Below are 15,113 nucleotides of genomic sequence, written 5' to 3'. Positions count from 1 at the left end.
CGTGCACCCCCGTCCGCTACGGCGGGGATGCACGGTCGCTTGTGCGAGCGCCGGTCAGCCGACGGGCGCGAGCTCCCGCTTCGGCACCGGTTCGCCGCTGCGGGCACGTGACTTGAGCGCGCTGCCCAGCAGCACCGCGCCCAGGCTCAGCGCCGCCCACCAGCCCAGGGTGAGGGCGGGGACGGTCGCCGCCGCGCCGTCGAAGTACGACACCGAGCGCAGCAGGGTCGTCCCCGCGCCCGGCGGCAGCCACTGACCGATCGTCCCGACCGGCTCGGGAAGCATCTGCGGGGCCGAGGAGGCGCCGGAGAACGGGTTGCCGAACAGCATCACCACGCCGGCGGCGATCCCGGTCCCGGCGGTGCCGACGAGCGCGGCCAGTCCGGCGACGGCAGCGCTCACGGCCAGCGTCGACAGCCCGAACGTCGCCGCCTCCGCCCACCAGTCGCCCGTGATCACCCCGAGCCAGCTGTCCGCGATGCCGGCGGCGGCCACGCCCACCAGGGCGGCGGCCCCCACCAGGGCGGTCACCGCGCGGACGCCGCGCAGCCCGAGCAGGGTCACCACCGCGCCCGCCGCTATGCCGGCCAGCGCCAGCGGCAGCACACTCGCGGTCAGGGCCGCGCCACGCGGGTCCTTCGGGGAGGCGGCGACGACGTCGACGGTCTTCATCGGCGTACCGATGGCCGAGGCCTGCCCGGCCACCGCCTGCTGGAGGAACTGGGCGACGACCGGGCTCGCGGCGGAGGCGGTGAGGAGCTCGGGGCCCCGGTCGGTCACGACCACCGCGCCGTATACGGTCCGGTCCTCGATCGCGTCGCGCGCGGCCGCCTCGTCGGCGTAGCGATGGACCTCGAACGCGCCCTCGTGCGCCGCCAGTTGCTGCTCCACCGGGACCGTCGCGGCCGCCGGGCCGGCCACGCCGAGCGGCAGGTCGCGCGGTGCGGTCCGGGCGGCGGGCCAGGCGAAGGCCCACAGGGCGAGCGCGGCCAGGGCGGGAACGAGGACGATCACCGCGATCAGGCGCCGGGCGGGTGCCCTGGTGGGGGTCGCGGAGGCGGTGGACATGGCTTCTCCTCGGATCGGGGGAGGGGCGGTGCGGGTGCCGGGGGTGGGCCTGTCGCCCCCGGTCAAAAAGAATGATCGTTCGTTCTACGATGCCCTCACCATGCTCCGGGCGGTACGGCTTGTCAAGAAGGAACGTTCGTTTTAAGTTGTGGACCATGGCCCGCGTATCCCAGGCGCACCTAGACGCCCGCCGCCGCCAGATCCTCGACGGCGCCGCCCTCTGCTTCGCCCGCAACGGTTTCCACGCCACGTCCATGCAGGACGTACTGAAGGAGACCGATCTCTCCGCCGGTGCCGTCTACCGCTACTTCAGCGGTAAGGACGAGCTGATCGGCGCGATCGTCGGCGAGGTCCTCGACGTGCTGCGCAAGACCTACGAGGGGGCGGCCGTGGAGACCCCGCCGCCGCTGCCCGACGTGCTGGTGCCCCGGGCCCTGCGGCAACTGCGGGAGGTCAGGCCGGGGTTGCTGGAGAGCGGGGAGTGGGTCTTCCCGCGGCTGATGATCCAGGTGTGGGGCGAGATCCTGCGCAACGCGGAGCTCGCGCGGATCGTGCAGACCGGCTACGACCGGGTCCGCGCCGCCTGGGCGAGGGTCGTGGAGAGCTACAAGTCCGCCGGCCTGATCTCGGCCGACGCAGACGCCGACGCCATGGCCCGGGTGATGATCGCGCTCGCGCAGGGATACGCCGCACAGCTCGCCGTCATCGGCGACCTGCCGCCCGGGACCCTGGCGGAAGGACTGCGGGCGCTGATGAGCATGCGGGACCCGCGCTCGGCCGGGTGACGATCACAGTTTGTTTAACGTGCCCGAAATCCGGTCCAACTAGCCTGCCCCTCCACGCCACCAGGCCCTTTGCCCCGTGGCCGCGGCAACCGGACCCCGCACGGTCCGGAGCGAGGACTGTGAGGTGGGACGTGCAACTGACCCCGCACGAGCAAGAGAGGCTGCTGATCCATGTGGCGGCCGACGTCGCCGAGAAGCGCCGCGCCCGTGGGCTGAGGCTCAACCACCCCGAGACGGTCGCGCTCATCACGTCGCACATCCTCGAAGGCGCGCGTGACGGCCGTACCGTCGCCGAACTGATGGCCTCCGGGCGCAAGCTGCTCACCCGGGACGATGTCATGGAGGGTGTGCCCGAGATGATCCACGACGTCCAGGTGGAGGCGACCTTCCCGGACGGCACCAAACTCGTCACCGTCCACGACCCGATCGTCTGACGGGGGAGGCCGCCGTGATTCCCGGAGCGATTCCCGGAGAGATCCTCTTCGCCGAGGACCCGATCGTCTGCAACGAATGCCGCGAGGTCACCCGCCTCACCGTCCTCAACACCGCCGACCGGCCCGTCCAGGTCGGCTCCCACTACCACTTCGCCGAGGCCAATCCGGGCCTGGAGTTCGACCGCGGCGCCGCGCGCGGCAAGCGGCTGAACGTCGCCGCCGGCACCGCCGTGCGCTTCGAGCCCGGGATCCCCGTCGACGTGGAACTCGTTCCGCTCGCCGGCGCCCGGGTCGTGCCCGGACTGCGCGGGGAGACCGGAGGTGCCCTCGATGTCTGAGATCTCCCGCGCCGCCTATGCGGACCTGTTCGGCCCGACCACCGGTGACCGGATCCGGCTCGCCGACACCGACCTGCTGATCGAGATCGAGGAGGACCGCGCCGGCGGGCCCGGACTCGCCGGTGACGAGGCGGTCTTCGGCGGCGGCAAGGTCATCCGCGAGTCCATGGGTCAGTCGCGTGCCACGCGCGCGGAGGGTACCCCCGACACCGTCATCACCGGTGCCGTCATCGTCGACCACTGGGGGATCGTCAAGGCCGACGTCGGCATCCGCGACGGCCGGATCACCGGGATCGGCAAGGCGGGCAACCCGGACACGATGGACGGGGTGCACCGCGATCTGGTCATCGGCCCGGAGACCGAGGTGATCGCCGGCAACGGCCGGATCCTGACGGCGGGTGCGATCGACGCGCACGTCCACTTCATCTGCCCGCAGATCGCCGACGAGGCGCTCTCCGCGGGAATCACCACCCTGGTCGGCGGCGGCACCGGGCCGGCCGAGGGGTCGAAGGCGACGACGGTGACCCCCGGGCCCTGGCACCTGGCCCGGATGCTGGAGTCGATGGAGGCCTACCCGCTCAACATCGGTCTGCTCGGCAAGGGCAACACCGTCTCGCACGAGGCGATGCTGTCGCAGATCCGTGGGGGAGCGCTCGGACTCAAGCTGCACGAGGACTGGGGGTCGACGCCCGCCGTCATCGACGCGTCGCTCACCGTCGCCGAACGGACCGGGATCCAGGTCGCGATCCACACGGACACGCTGAACGAGGCCGGGTTCGTGGGCGACACGCTCGCCGCGATCGGCGGGCGCGGCATCCACGCGTACCACACCGAGGGCGCGGGCGGCGGGCATGCGCCGGACATCATGACCGTGGTGTCCGAGCCGCACGTGCTCCCGAGTTCGACCAACCCGACGCGGCCGTTCACCGTCAACACCGCCGAGGAACACCTCGACATGCTGATGGTGTGCCACCACCTGAACCCGGCGGTGCCGGAGGACCTGGCGTTCGCCGAGTCCCGGATCCGGCCGTCGACGATCGGGGCGGAGGACATACTCCACGATCTGGGCGCGATTTCGATCATTTCGTCCGACTCGCAGGCGATGGGGCGGGTCGGCGAGGTCATCATCCGGACCTGGCAGACGGCCCATGTGATGAAGCGGCGGCGGGGTGCGCTGCCCGGTGACGGGCGGGCGGACAACCGGCGGGTACGGCGGTACGTCGCCAAGTACACGATCAACCCGGCACTCGCGCAGGGCCTCGCCCGGGAGGTCGGCTCCGTGGAGACCGGCAAGCTCGCCGACCTCGTGCTGTGGGAGCCCGCGTTCTTCGGGGTCAAGCCGCATCTCGTCATCAAGGGCGGGCAGATCGCGTACGCGCAGATGGGCGACGCGAACGCCTCGATCCCGACACCGCAGCCGATCCTTCCGCGTCCGATGTACGGGGCGATCGGGCGGGCGCCGGCCACCAACTCGGTCAACTTCGTGGCGCCGCTCGCCGTCGAGGACGGGCTGCCGGAGCGGTTGCAGCTCGGGAAGCGGTTCGTCGCCATCGACTCGACGCGTGGGGTGACCAAGGCGGACATGCGGGAGAACGACGCGCGGCCCCGGGTGCGGGTCGATCCCGACAGCTTTGCCGTGCACATCGACGGGGAGCTGGTCGAGGCGACTCCGGCCGCGGAACTGCCCATGGCCCAGCGTTACTTCCTGTTCTGATGTCCAGGGCAGCGCTACTCGTACTGGCCGACGGCCGGTTTCCCGCCGGGGGGCATGCGCACTCCGGCGGGGCGGAGGCGGCCGTCAAGGCCGGGCGGATCACCGGGGCGGCGAGCCTGGAGGAGTTCTGCCGGGGGCGGTTGCACACGGTGGGGCTGGTGGCCGGTGCGCTGGCCGCGGCGGCCGTGCTCGGTGTGGATCCCCGGGAGTTGGACGCGGCGGCCGATGCGCGGACGCCTTCGGTCGCGCTGCGGGGCGCTGCGCGGCGGCTCGGGCGGCAGTTGACCCGGGCGGGGCGGGCGACGTGGCCGTCCGGCGAGCTCGATGCGCTCGCGCGCGAGTTTCCCAAGGGGGCGCATCAGCCGGTGGTGCTCGGTGTCGTGGCGCGGGCGGCCGGGCTCGGGGCGGACGACGCGGCGTACTGCGCGGCGTACGAGAGTGTGAGCGGGGCGGCCACGGCTGCCGTGCGGTTGCTGAGCCTCGATCCGTTCGATGCCACGGGGGTGTTGGCTCGGCTGGCGCCGGAGGTGGATCGGGTGGTGGATACGGCTGTCGAGGCGGGGTGGAGGGTGGTCGAGGGCGGGGTCGACGCGTTGCCTGCGGGGGCTGCGCCGTTGTTGGAGGTCGGGGCGGAGGCGCATGCCGCTTGGGCTGTGCGGTTGTTCGCGTCGTGAGTCTCCTTGCCCACCAGCCCACCCGACTCGCTGGGCCGAGAGCCCCCGCCCCCGGGGCTCCGCCCCGGCCCCCGTCCTGCCCACCCGCTCACCCGACTCGGTGGGCTGGAAGGTACCCCACCCCCTGGGGCTCCGCCCCAGACCCCGGCGGGGGCTGCGTCGCCTGCGCCCCTGGCGGGGCTTCGCCCCCGGACCCCGGCGGGAGGGCTGGTCCTGGGCTGCTCGCGTGGGGCTTCGCCCCTGCGCCTGTCTGGGGCCTTGCTTGCCCACCCGCACGACGCGGTGGGCCGGGAGCGACCGTCCCCGGGGCTCCGCCCCGGCCCCCGTCCTTGCCCACCCGGCCGCCCGACGCGGTGGGCTGGAAGGTACCCCACCCCCTGGGACTCCGCCCCAGACCCCGGCGGGGACTGCGTCCCCTGCGCCCCTGGCGGGGCTTCGCACCCGGACCTCGGCGGGAGGGCCGGTCTTGTGCAAGCGTTCGTGGGGCTTCGCCCTTGCACCCCGGCGGGAGGCCCGGTTGTGGGCCGCTCGCGTGGGGTCTTGCCCCTGCACCCCGGCAGGAGGCCTGGCCATCCGATCCTCCTCCCGCGGGGCTTCGCCCCAGCACCCCGTCAGGGGTCCTGCACCCACCCCTCCAGGCCCTGCTCCCGTACCCCGCAGGCCTCCTGCCCCTGCCCCCCCATCAGTCACCCACCCCCGCGGCCCGAAGGGCCCCGGCCTCGGATGTCAGGTTTGCTGAATGATCGTTCAGAGTCAGCTGGATTGGAGCCGCTGCTATGCACCTTGATCACACCCACCACCACGCGCCCGCCGCCGTAAGTGCCGATGCCCGGCGGGTGGACGGGAGTCGGCGGGCGGTGCGGATCGGGATCGGTGGGCCCGTCGGGTCCGGTAAGACCGCTACCGTTGCCGCGTTGTGTCAGGTGTTGCGGGACGAGTTGTCGCTGGCTGTCGTCACCAATGACATCTACACGCGCGAGGATGCCGAATTTCTGCTTCGTGAGGCCGTGTTGCCGCCCGAGCGGATCGCGGCCGTGGAGACGGGGGCCTGTCCGCACACGGCGATCCGGGACGACATCTCCGCCAATCTCGAAGCGGTGGAGGATCTGGAGGATCAGGTCGGGCCGTTGGATCTGATCCTTGTCGAGTCCGGTGGGGACAACCTCACCGCCACCTTCTCCAAGGGGCTGGTGGACGCGCAGATCTTTGTGATCGATGTGGCCGGTGGGGACGACATTCCTCGTAAGGGCGGGCCCGGTGTCACCACCGCCGATCTGCTCGTCGTGAACAAGACCGACCTCGCGCCCCATGTGGGCTCCGATCTTGGTCGGATGGCCGCCGATGCGAAGGCCCAGCGGGCCGAACTGCCTGTTGTGTTCCAGTCGTTGAGGAGTTCGGCGGGGGTCGCGGACGTGGCTGCGTGGGTGCGTGAGCGGGTTGTTGCGTGGGTGGCGTGACCGGGAGCGGCGTGCGGGCGGCCGTGCGGATCGTCGCCCGGGAGGATGGGCGGGGCGGTACGTCGCTGCCCGTGCTGGAGGGCGGCGGGCCGCTTGCCGTGCGTCGCACTCGGGCCGGCGGGGACGAGGCGCGGGTCATGCTCGTGGGGGCGATGAGCGGGCCGCTCGGCGGTGATCGGTTCAGTGTGGAGGCCGAGGTGGGCGAAGGAGCCCGGCTGGATGTGCGCTCGGCCGCCGCCACCATCGCGCTTCCCGGGCAGGCGAAGGGACAGGCGACGTACGACGTGCGGCTGCGCGTCGCCGACCGGGGTGAACTGCGCTGGCTGCCCGAGCCGTTGATCTGCGCGGGTGGGAGTGACCTGCGCGCGAGCACCAGGGTTGAACTCGGGGACGAGGCACGGCTGTTGCTGCGGGAGGAGCAGGTGCTCGGGCGGGCCGGCGAGGAACCCGGGAGGCTTGCCGGCCGTCTGACAGTGCGGGTCGCGGGGCGGACCGTGCTCGACCAGGAGCTGGTGTGCGGGCCCGGCGCGCCTGGCGGCTGGGACGGGCCCGCCGTGCTCGCGGGACACCGTGCCGTCGGGCAACTCGTCGTCGTACGGCCCGAGTTCCGGCGGGAACAGCCTGCGGCCCGGATGCTGGGGGAGTGCGCGGCGCTGACTCCGCTCGCCGGTCCCGCCGTACTGGTGACTGCCGTGGCGGCCGATGGCCTGCGGCTACGGCGGGTGCTGGACGAGGCGCTGAGCCTCCTCGGGTAGCCCACCGCTCAGCGGGACTTGATCGTCCGGTTATCGGATTGGTAAAGAAGGTCTACTACCCCTGTTCTCAGGCTTCTCACAGCCGCGAGGATCCCCGTGACCATTCGCAGACATGCACGGGGAGGGGCCCACTTGAGGGACATCAGACCGAAGAACCGCGCGCTGGCGCTCGGTTCGGCCGGAGCGCTCGTCACCGCGACCCTGATAACCGGCGCCCTCGCGGCGCCCGCGGCCGGTGCCGAGAACCGTCACGGCCAGGACCGGGAGGCCCGCGGCGCCGCGATCGCCGCGGAGCGCGCCGCGAAGGCGGGCATCAACTGGCAGGACTGCCCGGCCGACTGGGGGCTGGAGAAGCCCATCCAGTGCGGCTGGGTCAGCGTGCCGCTCAACTACGCCAAGCCGAACGGCAAGCAGATCAAGCTCGCCGTCGACCGCATCGGCAACACGGGGACGAAGAAGGACCGCCAGGGCGCCCTCGTCTACAACCCCGGTGGTCCGGGCGGCTCCGGGATGCGCTTCCCGCGCCGGGTCACCACCAAGAACCCGCTGTGGGCCAACACCGCCAAGGCGTACGACTTCGTGGGCTTCGACCCGCGCGGCGTCGGCCACTCCGCGCCCATCTCCTGCATCGACCCGCAGGAGTTCGTCAAGGCGCCCAAGGCCGACCCGGTGCCGGACACCGAGGCCGACAAGACCGCGCAGCGGAAGCTGGCCCGCGAGTACGCGGACGGCTGCTACGAGCGCAGCGGCGAGATGCTGCCGTACATGACCACGCCGAACACCGCCCGCGACCTCGACGTCATCCGGGCCGCCCTCGGCGAGAAGAAGCTGAACTACCTCGGTGTCTCCTACGGCACCTACCTGGGCGCCGTCTACGGCACGCTGTTCCCGGGCCACATCCGCCGGATGATCGTCGACAGCGTCGTCAACCCGTCGCGCAAGAACATCTGGTACCAGGCCAACCTGGAGCAGGACATCGCCTTCGAGGGCCGCTGGAAGGACTGGGAGGACTGGGTCGCCGCCAACGACGCCACCTTCCACCTGGGCACGACCCGCGACGCCGTCCAGGCCAAGTGGCTCCAACTGCGTGCCACCGCCAAGAAGAGCCCGATCGGCGGGATCGTCGGGCCGGCCGAGCTGATCTCCTTCTTCCAGAGCGCCCCGTACTACGACTCCTCGTGGGTGCCGGTCGCCACGGTCTTCAGCAAGTACGTCGCCGGTGACACCCAGGCACTCGTCGACGCGGCCGCCCCGGACCCGTCCGACACCGCGGGCAACATCTCCGCGGAGAACGGCAACGCCGTCTACACGGCCGTCGAGTGCACCGACGCCAAGTGGCCCACCAGCTGGCGCAAGTGGGACCGGGACAACACCCGGCTCAACAAGGACTACCCGTTCATGACCTGGGCCAACGCATGGATGAACCTGCCGTGCGCCACCTGGCCGGTCAAGCAGCAGACCCCGGTGAACGTCAAGACGCACAAGGGCCTGCCGCCGGTGATGATCGTGCAGTCCACGCGTGACGCCGCCACCCCGTACCCGGGCGCGGTCGAACTGCACCAGCGCTTCAAGGGCTCCCGTCTGATCACCGAGAAGGACGCGGGCTCGCACGGTGTGACCGGCCTGGTCAACCCGTGCATCAACCAGCGGGTGGACGACTACCTGCTCACCGGCAAGCTGGACGCCGCGGACGTGACCTGCGCGCCGCACGCGACGCCCAAGCCGTGATCGCGGAGCGGTAATTCGGTACGAGGGCGGGGCGGCCGGAGCGAATCCGACCGCCCCTTCCCTTTCCGGCGGCCGGCCCTCGCCGCGCCGCCGCCCCGGTCAACCGAGCGGTGCCCGTGGGAACTTGCGCTCCCGCTCGCCCTTCGCCGCGGCCTCGTCCGCCTTGACGACGGCCGCGTACTGGTCGACGTACTCCTGCTCGGACAGCGACAGGATCGCGTACATGATCTCGTCGGTCACGGCGCGCAGGATGGCCTTCTCGTGCTCCATGCCGGCGTAGCGGGAGAAGTCGAGGGGCTTGCCGAAGCGGATGACGACCGGGTGGATGTGCGGGATGACCTTCCCCGGCGGCTGTGCCTCGAAGGTGCCGATCATCGCGCACGGAACGACCGGCACACCCGCCCTCAGCGCCATCACGGCGACACCGACCTTGCCCTTGTAGAGACGGCCGTCGTGGGAGCGCGTGCCCTCCGGGTAGATGCCGAGCAACTCGCCCTTGCGCAGCACTCCGAGGCCCTCGCGGATCGCGGCCCGGCCCGCGTCCTTGCCGGAGCGGTCCACCGGGATCTGGCCCGCGCTGCGGAAGAACGCCGCGGTCAGCCGGCCCTTGATGCCCGGGCCCGTGAAGTACTCGGCCTTGGCGAGGAACGTGATCCGCCGCTTCAGTATCGCGGGCATCAGGAAGTGGTCCGAGAAGGACAGGTGATTGCCGGCGACGATCGCCGGACCCGACGCCGGTACGTTGTCCAGCCCCTCTATTCGGGGACGGAAGACCAGTCTCAGCAAAGGCCCCAACAGCACATATTTCAGCAGGTAGTAGAACAAAGGGGGTCGCTCCTCACTCCGGCGGATCGCCTGGGTCGCCGAGTTCTCGCAGGTCAACCGGCATGTGATGGGGTGCCAGTGTATGTGCAGGCGCAGTGAGCCGGAACAGTCGCGGACGCCCGTCGCCGGACCACACTGCTGGGTCGGGCGGTGGCGCGGCAACCCGAAGCCGCAGCCTGGCGTGATCATTTCGGGGACTGGCAGACGCGCCGGTCTTGCCACCGCGGTGTCCGGTGCTCAGCCCCCGGGCGGCTGCGGGCCGGAACGGGTCGCGAGGCCCAACTCGTCGATGCCGTGGACGAGTTCCTGGAACAGCCCCAGCAGCCCGGCGTTGCCGCCGCCCGCGCTGCTGCAGCAGGTTCGGCTCGCGGGCCACACCGCCCATCCAGACCGCCAGACTCACGCCACCGGTCACGCGCTCCTCGTCCCGTATGGACCGCTCGGCCATGGCTCTCCCAGGAAGCGAGGTAAGTGCAAGCCACTCCAAGGTGTTCCCGTGCGGCGCGCGGGGGAAGGCGTCCGACGGTGCTTATCACCCGATCGTGGTCCTCCGCTTCCCGTCCGGACGCCCCCCGCCGAACGCGCGGTCGTGGCTCTGCCTAGGATGGGCCCGATGAACCGAGCCGAGCAGTCCGCTGTGCGATCGCCTCTGGGGCGATGGCGGGCGCTGTTCGTGCTGGGGCTGCTGGCCGGTCTTCTCGGTATGCATGCCCTGGCCCCCGGCGGTGCCATGGGCCACGCGGAGCGACCTCACGGCGTGCACATGACGGCCGAGGTCACCGCCGTCGACGACTGCCCCGGCGGCGGTCACTGCGGCGGACATCATCTCCAGCACGCCGACGCGACCTGTGCCTCCGGCGCCGTGAGCGGGGGACCGGCGCTGCCCGCGCTCGTTCCCGACCCGGTGACCGCGCCCGTACGGGCCGACTCCGTGTGCTCCCGTGCCGCCGCGGCGCCGGACGGCGCCCGGGCGCCACCGTCCCTGGCGGAACTCCAGCTCCTGCGGATCTAGCGGCCGCGGGGACCGCACCGGCGACCGGCCGGGAGCGGTCCACGACGTGCCCGAATCCCTTTTGCACAGCAGGAGTTCACGCATGACCACTCGTACCCTCGCGCGCCGTTTCGCCCTCGTCGCGGCCACCGCCACCGCCGCGTTCGTCCTCGCCGCCTGTGGCGGCGACAGCGGCGACAGCGGCGACAGCGGCGACGGTGCCGCCCACAACACCGGTCACGGTGCCTCGGCGTCCCCGGGCGGCCAGGCCGGCGCCGGTGCCCACAACACCCAGGACGTCTCCTTCGCGCAGGGCATGATCCCGCACCACCAGCAGGCCCTGGAGATGGCCCGGCTCGCCTCCTCCCGCGCCTCGTCCGCCCAGGTCAAGGAGCTCGCGGCGGGCATCGAGAAGGCGCAGGACCCGGAGATCAGCACGATGACCGGATGGCTGAAGGCCTGGGGCGAGGAGGTGCCCATGGTCGGGATGGAGATGGACCACTCCGGTCATTCCGGCATGGCCGGAATGATGAGCACCGAGGACATGACCGCGCTGAAGAAGGCCACCGGCAAGGACTTCGACACGATGTTCCTGACCATGATGATCGACCACCACAAGGGCGCCGTCGAGATGGCCACCACCGAGAAGACCAAGGGCGAGTACGGCCCCGCCACCGGCATGGCCGACGACATCGTCACCGCGCAGAACGCGGAGATCAAGGAGATGAACCGGCTTCTCGGCAAGAGCTGAGCCGACGGGGGAAGGGGGGCCGGCGCCACGCCGGCCCCCCTTCCCCGGGGTTCAACGACCCCGGGTCTCAGCGACCCTGGGTCAGGACCTTCTCCAGCGCGTCCAGCGCGGAGCGCAGTTCCTCGCCGGTGATGGTCAGCGGCGGGGCCAGCCGGATGGTGGAGCCATGGGTGTCCTTGACCAGGACGCCCTCCCGCATGAGGCCCTCGCTCACCTCGCGGCCGGTGCCGATGGCCGGGTCGACGTCGACGCCCGCCCACAGCCCGCGCGAGCGGAAGCCGAGCACGCCCTTGCCGACCAGCGTCGACAGCCCGTCCCGCAGGATCACACCCAGCTCGTCGGCCCGGCGCTGGAACTCACCCGTCTCCAGCAGCTCGACCACCGCCGTGCCGACCGCGGCCGCGAGCGGGTTGCCGCCGAACGTCGAGCCGTGCTCGCCCGGCCGCAGCACGCCCAGCACGTCACGCCGGGCCACCACCGCCGACACCGGCACGATGCCGCCGCCCAGCGCCTTGCCGAGCAGCAGCACGTCCGGCACGACCTGCTCGTGCTCGACGGCGAGCGTACGACCGGTGCGGCCCAGGCCGGACTGGATCTCGTCGGCGATGAACAGACAGCCCTTGCGGCGGGTCAGCTCGCGCACACCGGCGAGGTAGCCCTCGTCCGGGATGATCACCCCGGCCTCGCCCTGGATCGGCTCGATCAGCACTGCCGCCGTCGTCTCGTCGACGGCCGCCTCCAGCGCGGCGAGGTCGTTGTAGGGCACGATCCGGAAGCCCGGCGTGAAGGGGCCGAAGCCCGCACGGGCGGTCTCGTCGGTGGAGAAGCTGACGATCGTCGTCGTACGGCCGTGGAAGTTCTCCGCCGCGACCACGATCGTGGCCTGGTCGGCGGGGACGCCCTTGACCTCGTACGCCCACTTGCGGGCGACCTTGATGCCGCTCTCCACCGCCTCGGCGCCGGTGTTCATCGGCAGCACCATGTCGAGACCGGTCAACTCGGACAGCCGCTCGGCGAATTCGGCGAGCTGGTCGTTGTGGAAGGCACGCGAGGTGAGCGTCAGCCGGTCGAGCTGGCGGTGGGCCGCCTGAACCAGGGCCGGGTGGCGGTGGCCGAAGTTGAGGGCCGAGTAGCCGGCCAGCATGTCGAGGTAGCGGCGGCCCTCGACGTCCTCCACCCAGGTGCCCTCGGCACGGGCGACGACCACCGGCAGCGGGTGGTAGTTGTGCGCGAGAACCGGCTCCTCGGCGGAGATCAGGTCGGCGGAGGTACGGGTGCGGGCGGTCGTCCCGGTGGGGGCGGTCATGAGCGGATCTCCTGGGTGCAGCACTTGATGCCGCCGCCGGCCTTGTGGAACTCCGACAGGTCGACGGGGACGGGAACATAGCCGTGGTCGGCCAGACGCGAGGCCAGATTCTCGGCCCGCGGCGCGATGAAGACGTGACGCCCGTCGGAGACGGAGTTCAGACCGAACGTCATCGCGTCCTCGCGGGTGGCGAGCACCGCGTCCGGGTACAGGCGCTCCAGCACCTCACGGCTGCCCGGGGAGAAGGCCTCCGGGTAGTACGCGATGTTGTCGTCGTCCAGGACGAACAGCGCCGTGTCCAGGTGGTAGAAGTACGGGTCCACCAGCGTCAGGCTGATCACCGGCACACCGAAGAACTCCTGCACCTCGCGGTGCGCCTCGCGGGTCGTCCGGAACCCGGTGCCGGCCAGCACGTAACGGCCGGTCGGGACCAGGTCGCCCTCGCCCTCGCACACCGCCTCGGGGCGGTAGACGTCGAAACCGGCCGCCTTGAACCACGTGTCGTAGTGGTGCGACTCCGGACGGCGTTCGTTCGCGTGGAACAGGGAGCCGAAGACACGGCCGCCGACGACGACCGCGGAGTTCGCGGCGAAGACCATGTCGGGGAGACCGGCGACCGGCTCCACGGTGTGGACGGAGTGCCCGTGGGCACGGTAGGCGCTGATCAGTCCCTGCCACTGCTCCTGGGCCAGGTCCACGTCGACCTGGGAGTCGGGCTGCATCCAGGGATTGATCGCGTACTGCACGGCGAAGTGTCTGGGTTCGCAGACTAGAAAGCGCCGAGGGCGCGGCACACGGCTTTCGGGCACAGAGGTGTTCCTCCGCTTTCCTGCGGTGTCGACTGGGGGTGACACCAAGGTAGGAAGTGAGGGGGTGGGACGACAAGAAATGACAGTTGCGTAAGTGCGCAGGAATGCTGCGTTGTGTCCGGTCGTGACGCAGGACTGCTGCGTGCCGTGAGGTTTACTCCGGAACCGCGTGGGTGGCGCCCGCCTCCGGGCTCTCCGGCAGCAGATGGGACAGGACCATCACGCTGATCGTCTTCCGGATGAACGGCTCCACGCGGATCCGCTCCAGCACCTCCTCGAAGTGCTCCACGTCCCGCGCCCGCACGTGCAGCAGCGCGTCCGCCCCGCCGGTCACCGTCATCGCGGCCGTGATCTCCGGATAGTTGCGGACCACCTCCGCGAGGCGCCGGGGCGGGGCCGCGCCCTCGCAGTACACCTCGACGTACGCCTCCGTGCGCCAGCCGAGCGCCGCCGGCGTCACCGTCGCCGTGAACCCGGTGATCACACCCGTCTCGCGGAGCCGGTCGACCCGCCGCTTGACGGCGGTCGCGGACAGGCCGACGGCCGCCCCGATCTCGGCGAAGCTCGTCCTGGCGTTCGCCATCAGCGCTGTGGTGATCTTCCGGTCGAGCTCGTCGAACGCGGCGGTCGTGCTGTTCATGTCGGCACTGTATCCAGCGCGAACGTCCACGCCCGGCACATGTCCTGCCGTACGGATTGCTCCTACACTCCACGTTCATGCTGCGCGCCCTCGCCGTCGACGACGAACGCCCCTCGCTGGAGGAACTCCTCTACCTGCTGCGCGCCGACCCGCGCGTCAGCAGCGTCGAGGGCGCCGGCGACGCGACCGAGGCGCTGCGCCGTATCACCCGCGCCCTGGAGTCCGGGCCGCACGGCCCCGAGGCCATCGACGTCGTCTTCCTCGACATCCAGATGCCCGGCCTCGACGGCCTGGAGATGGCCCGGCTGCTCACCGGCTTCGCCCGCCCGCCGCTGGTCGTCTTCGTCACCGCGCACGAGGACTTCGCCGTACGCGCCTTCGACCTCAAGGCCGTCGACTACGTCCTCAAACCCGTACGCAAGGAACGGCTCGCCGAGGCCGTACGCCGGGCCGCCGAGCAGCGTGGTGCCGTCCCGCGGATCACCGTCCACGAACCCGACCCCGACCACATACCCGTGGAACTCGGCGGCGTGACCCGCTTCGTCGCCGTCGACGACATCACCCACGTCGAGGCCCAGGGCGACTACGCCCGGCTGCACACCGACCACGGCAGCCACCTGGTCCGCATCCCGCTGTCCACCCTGGAGGACCGCTGGCGCTCGCGCGGCTTCGTCCGCATCCACCGCCGCCACCTCGTCGCCCTGCGCCACATCGGCGAACTCCGCCTGGACGCGGGCACGGTGAGTGTCCTGATCGGCACCGAGGAACTCCAGGTCAGCCGCCGGCACACGCGCGAACTGCGGGACCTGCTGATGCGCCGGACCACGGGATAGGGGAG

The 15,113-nt window shown here is 71.4% G+C and carries 17 protein-coding genes; 11 read left to right on the top strand and 6 right to left on the bottom strand.

Annotated elements, in window-relative coordinates:
* Window positions 1-54: 54 nt before the first annotated feature.
* Window positions 55-1,068 (bottom strand): ABC transporter permease, encoded by a 1,014-nt coding sequence (locus ACFY1J_RS31655; protein WP_390732433.1) that lies wholly within the window; start codon window positions 1,066-1,068, stop codon window positions 55-57.
* A 155-nt stretch (window positions 1,069-1,223) separates the two neighbouring features.
* Here ACFY1J_RS31655 and ACFY1J_RS31650 point away from each other — a divergent pair, with 155 nt between their 5' ends.
* From ACFY1J_RS31650 to ACFY1J_RS31615, 8 genes are all read left to right on the top strand, one after another.
* Window positions 1,224-1,853: a TetR/AcrR family transcriptional regulator gene (locus ACFY1J_RS31650; RefSeq protein ID WP_390732432.1), complete on the top strand. Its 630-nt coding sequence runs from the start codon at window positions 1,224-1,226 to the stop codon at window positions 1,851-1,853.
* A 131-nt stretch (window positions 1,854-1,984) separates the two neighbouring features.
* Window positions 1,985-2,287 carry an urease subunit gamma gene (locus ACFY1J_RS31645; protein ID WP_263206152.1) on the top strand — a complete coding sequence of 101 codons (303 nt, stop codon included), beginning with the start codon at window positions 1,985-1,987 and terminating at the stop codon, window positions 2,285-2,287.
* 17 nt (window positions 2,288-2,304) lie between these two features.
* Window positions 2,305-2,625, top strand: coding sequence for an urease subunit beta (locus ACFY1J_RS31640; protein WP_390732471.1), 321 nt, complete (start codon window positions 2,305-2,307; stop codon window positions 2,623-2,625).
* The gene (locus tag ACFY1J_RS31635; protein WP_390710417.1) at window positions 2,618-4,339 is read left to right on the top strand and encodes an urease subunit alpha; all 1,722 of its coding nucleotides are present in this window, start codon (window positions 2,618-2,620) and stop codon (window positions 4,337-4,339) included. Before ACFY1J_RS31640 ends, ACFY1J_RS31635 begins: the two co-directional genes overlap by 8 nt.
* Window positions 4,339-5,013, top strand: a complete 675-nt coding sequence (locus ACFY1J_RS31630) for an urease accessory protein UreF (protein WP_390710418.1) — start codon at window positions 4,339-4,341, stop codon at window positions 5,011-5,013. The genes ACFY1J_RS31635 and ACFY1J_RS31630 overlap by 1 nt, the downstream gene beginning before the upstream one ends.
* Window positions 5,014-5,789: 776 nt before the next feature.
* On the top strand, window positions 5,790-6,470 hold the full coding sequence (ureG, locus tag ACFY1J_RS31625) for an urease accessory protein UreG (protein ID WP_390710419.1): 681 nt from the start codon (window positions 5,790-5,792) through the stop codon (window positions 6,468-6,470).
* A complete protein-coding gene (locus ACFY1J_RS31620) occupies window positions 6,467-7,225 on the top strand; it encodes an urease accessory protein UreD (protein ID WP_390710420.1) in 759 nt (252 codons plus the stop codon). Before ureG ends, ACFY1J_RS31620 begins: the two co-directional genes overlap by 4 nt.
* Window positions 7,226-7,357: 132 nt before the next feature.
* The gene (locus tag ACFY1J_RS31615) at window positions 7,358-8,953 is read left to right on the top strand and encodes an alpha/beta hydrolase (RefSeq protein ID WP_390710421.1); all 1,596 of its coding nucleotides are present in this window, start codon (window positions 7,358-7,360) and stop codon (window positions 8,951-8,953) included.
* A 99-nt stretch (window positions 8,954-9,052) separates the two neighbouring features.
* Here ACFY1J_RS31615 and ACFY1J_RS31610 read toward each other — a convergent pair whose 3' ends face one another.
* Together ACFY1J_RS31610 and ACFY1J_RS31605 are read right to left on the bottom strand one after the other, a co-directional pair.
* Window positions 9,053-9,778 carry a lysophospholipid acyltransferase family protein gene (locus ACFY1J_RS31610; RefSeq protein WP_390710422.1) on the bottom strand — a complete coding sequence of 242 codons (726 nt, stop codon included), beginning with the start codon at window positions 9,776-9,778 and terminating at the stop codon, window positions 9,053-9,055.
* Window positions 9,779-10,015: 237 nt separating this feature from the next.
* Window positions 10,016-10,156, bottom strand: coding sequence for a hypothetical protein (locus ACFY1J_RS31605; RefSeq protein ID WP_390710423.1), 141 nt, complete (start codon window positions 10,154-10,156; stop codon window positions 10,016-10,018).
* 235 nt (window positions 10,157-10,391) lie between these two features.
* On the opposite strand from ACFY1J_RS31605, the gene ACFY1J_RS31600 reads away from it, so the two are divergent.
* Window positions 10,392-10,790, top strand: coding sequence for a DUF6153 family protein (locus ACFY1J_RS31600; protein WP_390732431.1), 399 nt, complete (start codon window positions 10,392-10,394; stop codon window positions 10,788-10,790).
* An 82-nt stretch (window positions 10,791-10,872) separates the two neighbouring features.
* Window positions 10,873-11,520 (top strand): DUF305 domain-containing protein, encoded by a 648-nt coding sequence (locus ACFY1J_RS31595; RefSeq protein ID WP_390710425.1) that lies wholly within the window; start codon window positions 10,873-10,875, stop codon window positions 11,518-11,520.
* A 67-nt stretch (window positions 11,521-11,587) separates the two neighbouring features.
* Here ACFY1J_RS31595 and rocD read toward each other — a convergent pair whose 3' ends face one another.
* The 3 genes from rocD to ACFY1J_RS31580 all read right to left on the bottom strand — a co-directional run bounded on the left by rocD (window position 11,588) and on the right by ACFY1J_RS31580 (window position 14,275).
* A complete protein-coding gene (rocD, locus tag ACFY1J_RS31590; protein WP_390710426.1) occupies window positions 11,588-12,826 on the bottom strand; it encodes an ornithine--oxo-acid transaminase in 1,239 nt (412 codons plus the stop codon).
* Complete coding sequence (ddaH, locus tag ACFY1J_RS31585; RefSeq protein WP_390710427.1) at window positions 12,823-13,635, bottom strand: dimethylargininase; 813 nt, start codon at window positions 13,633-13,635, stop codon at window positions 12,823-12,825. Before ddaH ends, rocD begins: the two co-directional genes overlap by 4 nt.
* A gap of 154 nt (window positions 13,636-13,789) precedes the next feature.
* Entirely contained in the window at window positions 13,790-14,275 is a 486-nt protein-coding gene (locus tag ACFY1J_RS31580) for an Lrp/AsnC family transcriptional regulator (protein ID WP_390710428.1), read from the bottom strand.
* Window positions 14,276-14,352: 77 nt separating this feature from the next.
* Here ACFY1J_RS31580 and ACFY1J_RS31575 point away from each other — a divergent pair, with 77 nt between their 5' ends.
* On the top strand, window positions 14,353-15,108 hold the full coding sequence (locus ACFY1J_RS31575; protein ID WP_390710429.1) for a LytR/AlgR family response regulator transcription factor: 756 nt from the start codon (window positions 14,353-14,355) through the stop codon (window positions 15,106-15,108).
* The last annotated feature ends 5 nt before the right edge of the window (window positions 15,109-15,113 follow it).

This window comes from Streptomyces sp. NPDC001406, from assembly GCF_042895285.1.
Taxonomy (GTDB): Bacteria; Actinomycetota; Actinomycetes; order Streptomycetales; family Streptomycetaceae; genus Streptomyces.
This window is presented reverse-complemented; position numbering and strand designations above follow the sequence as displayed.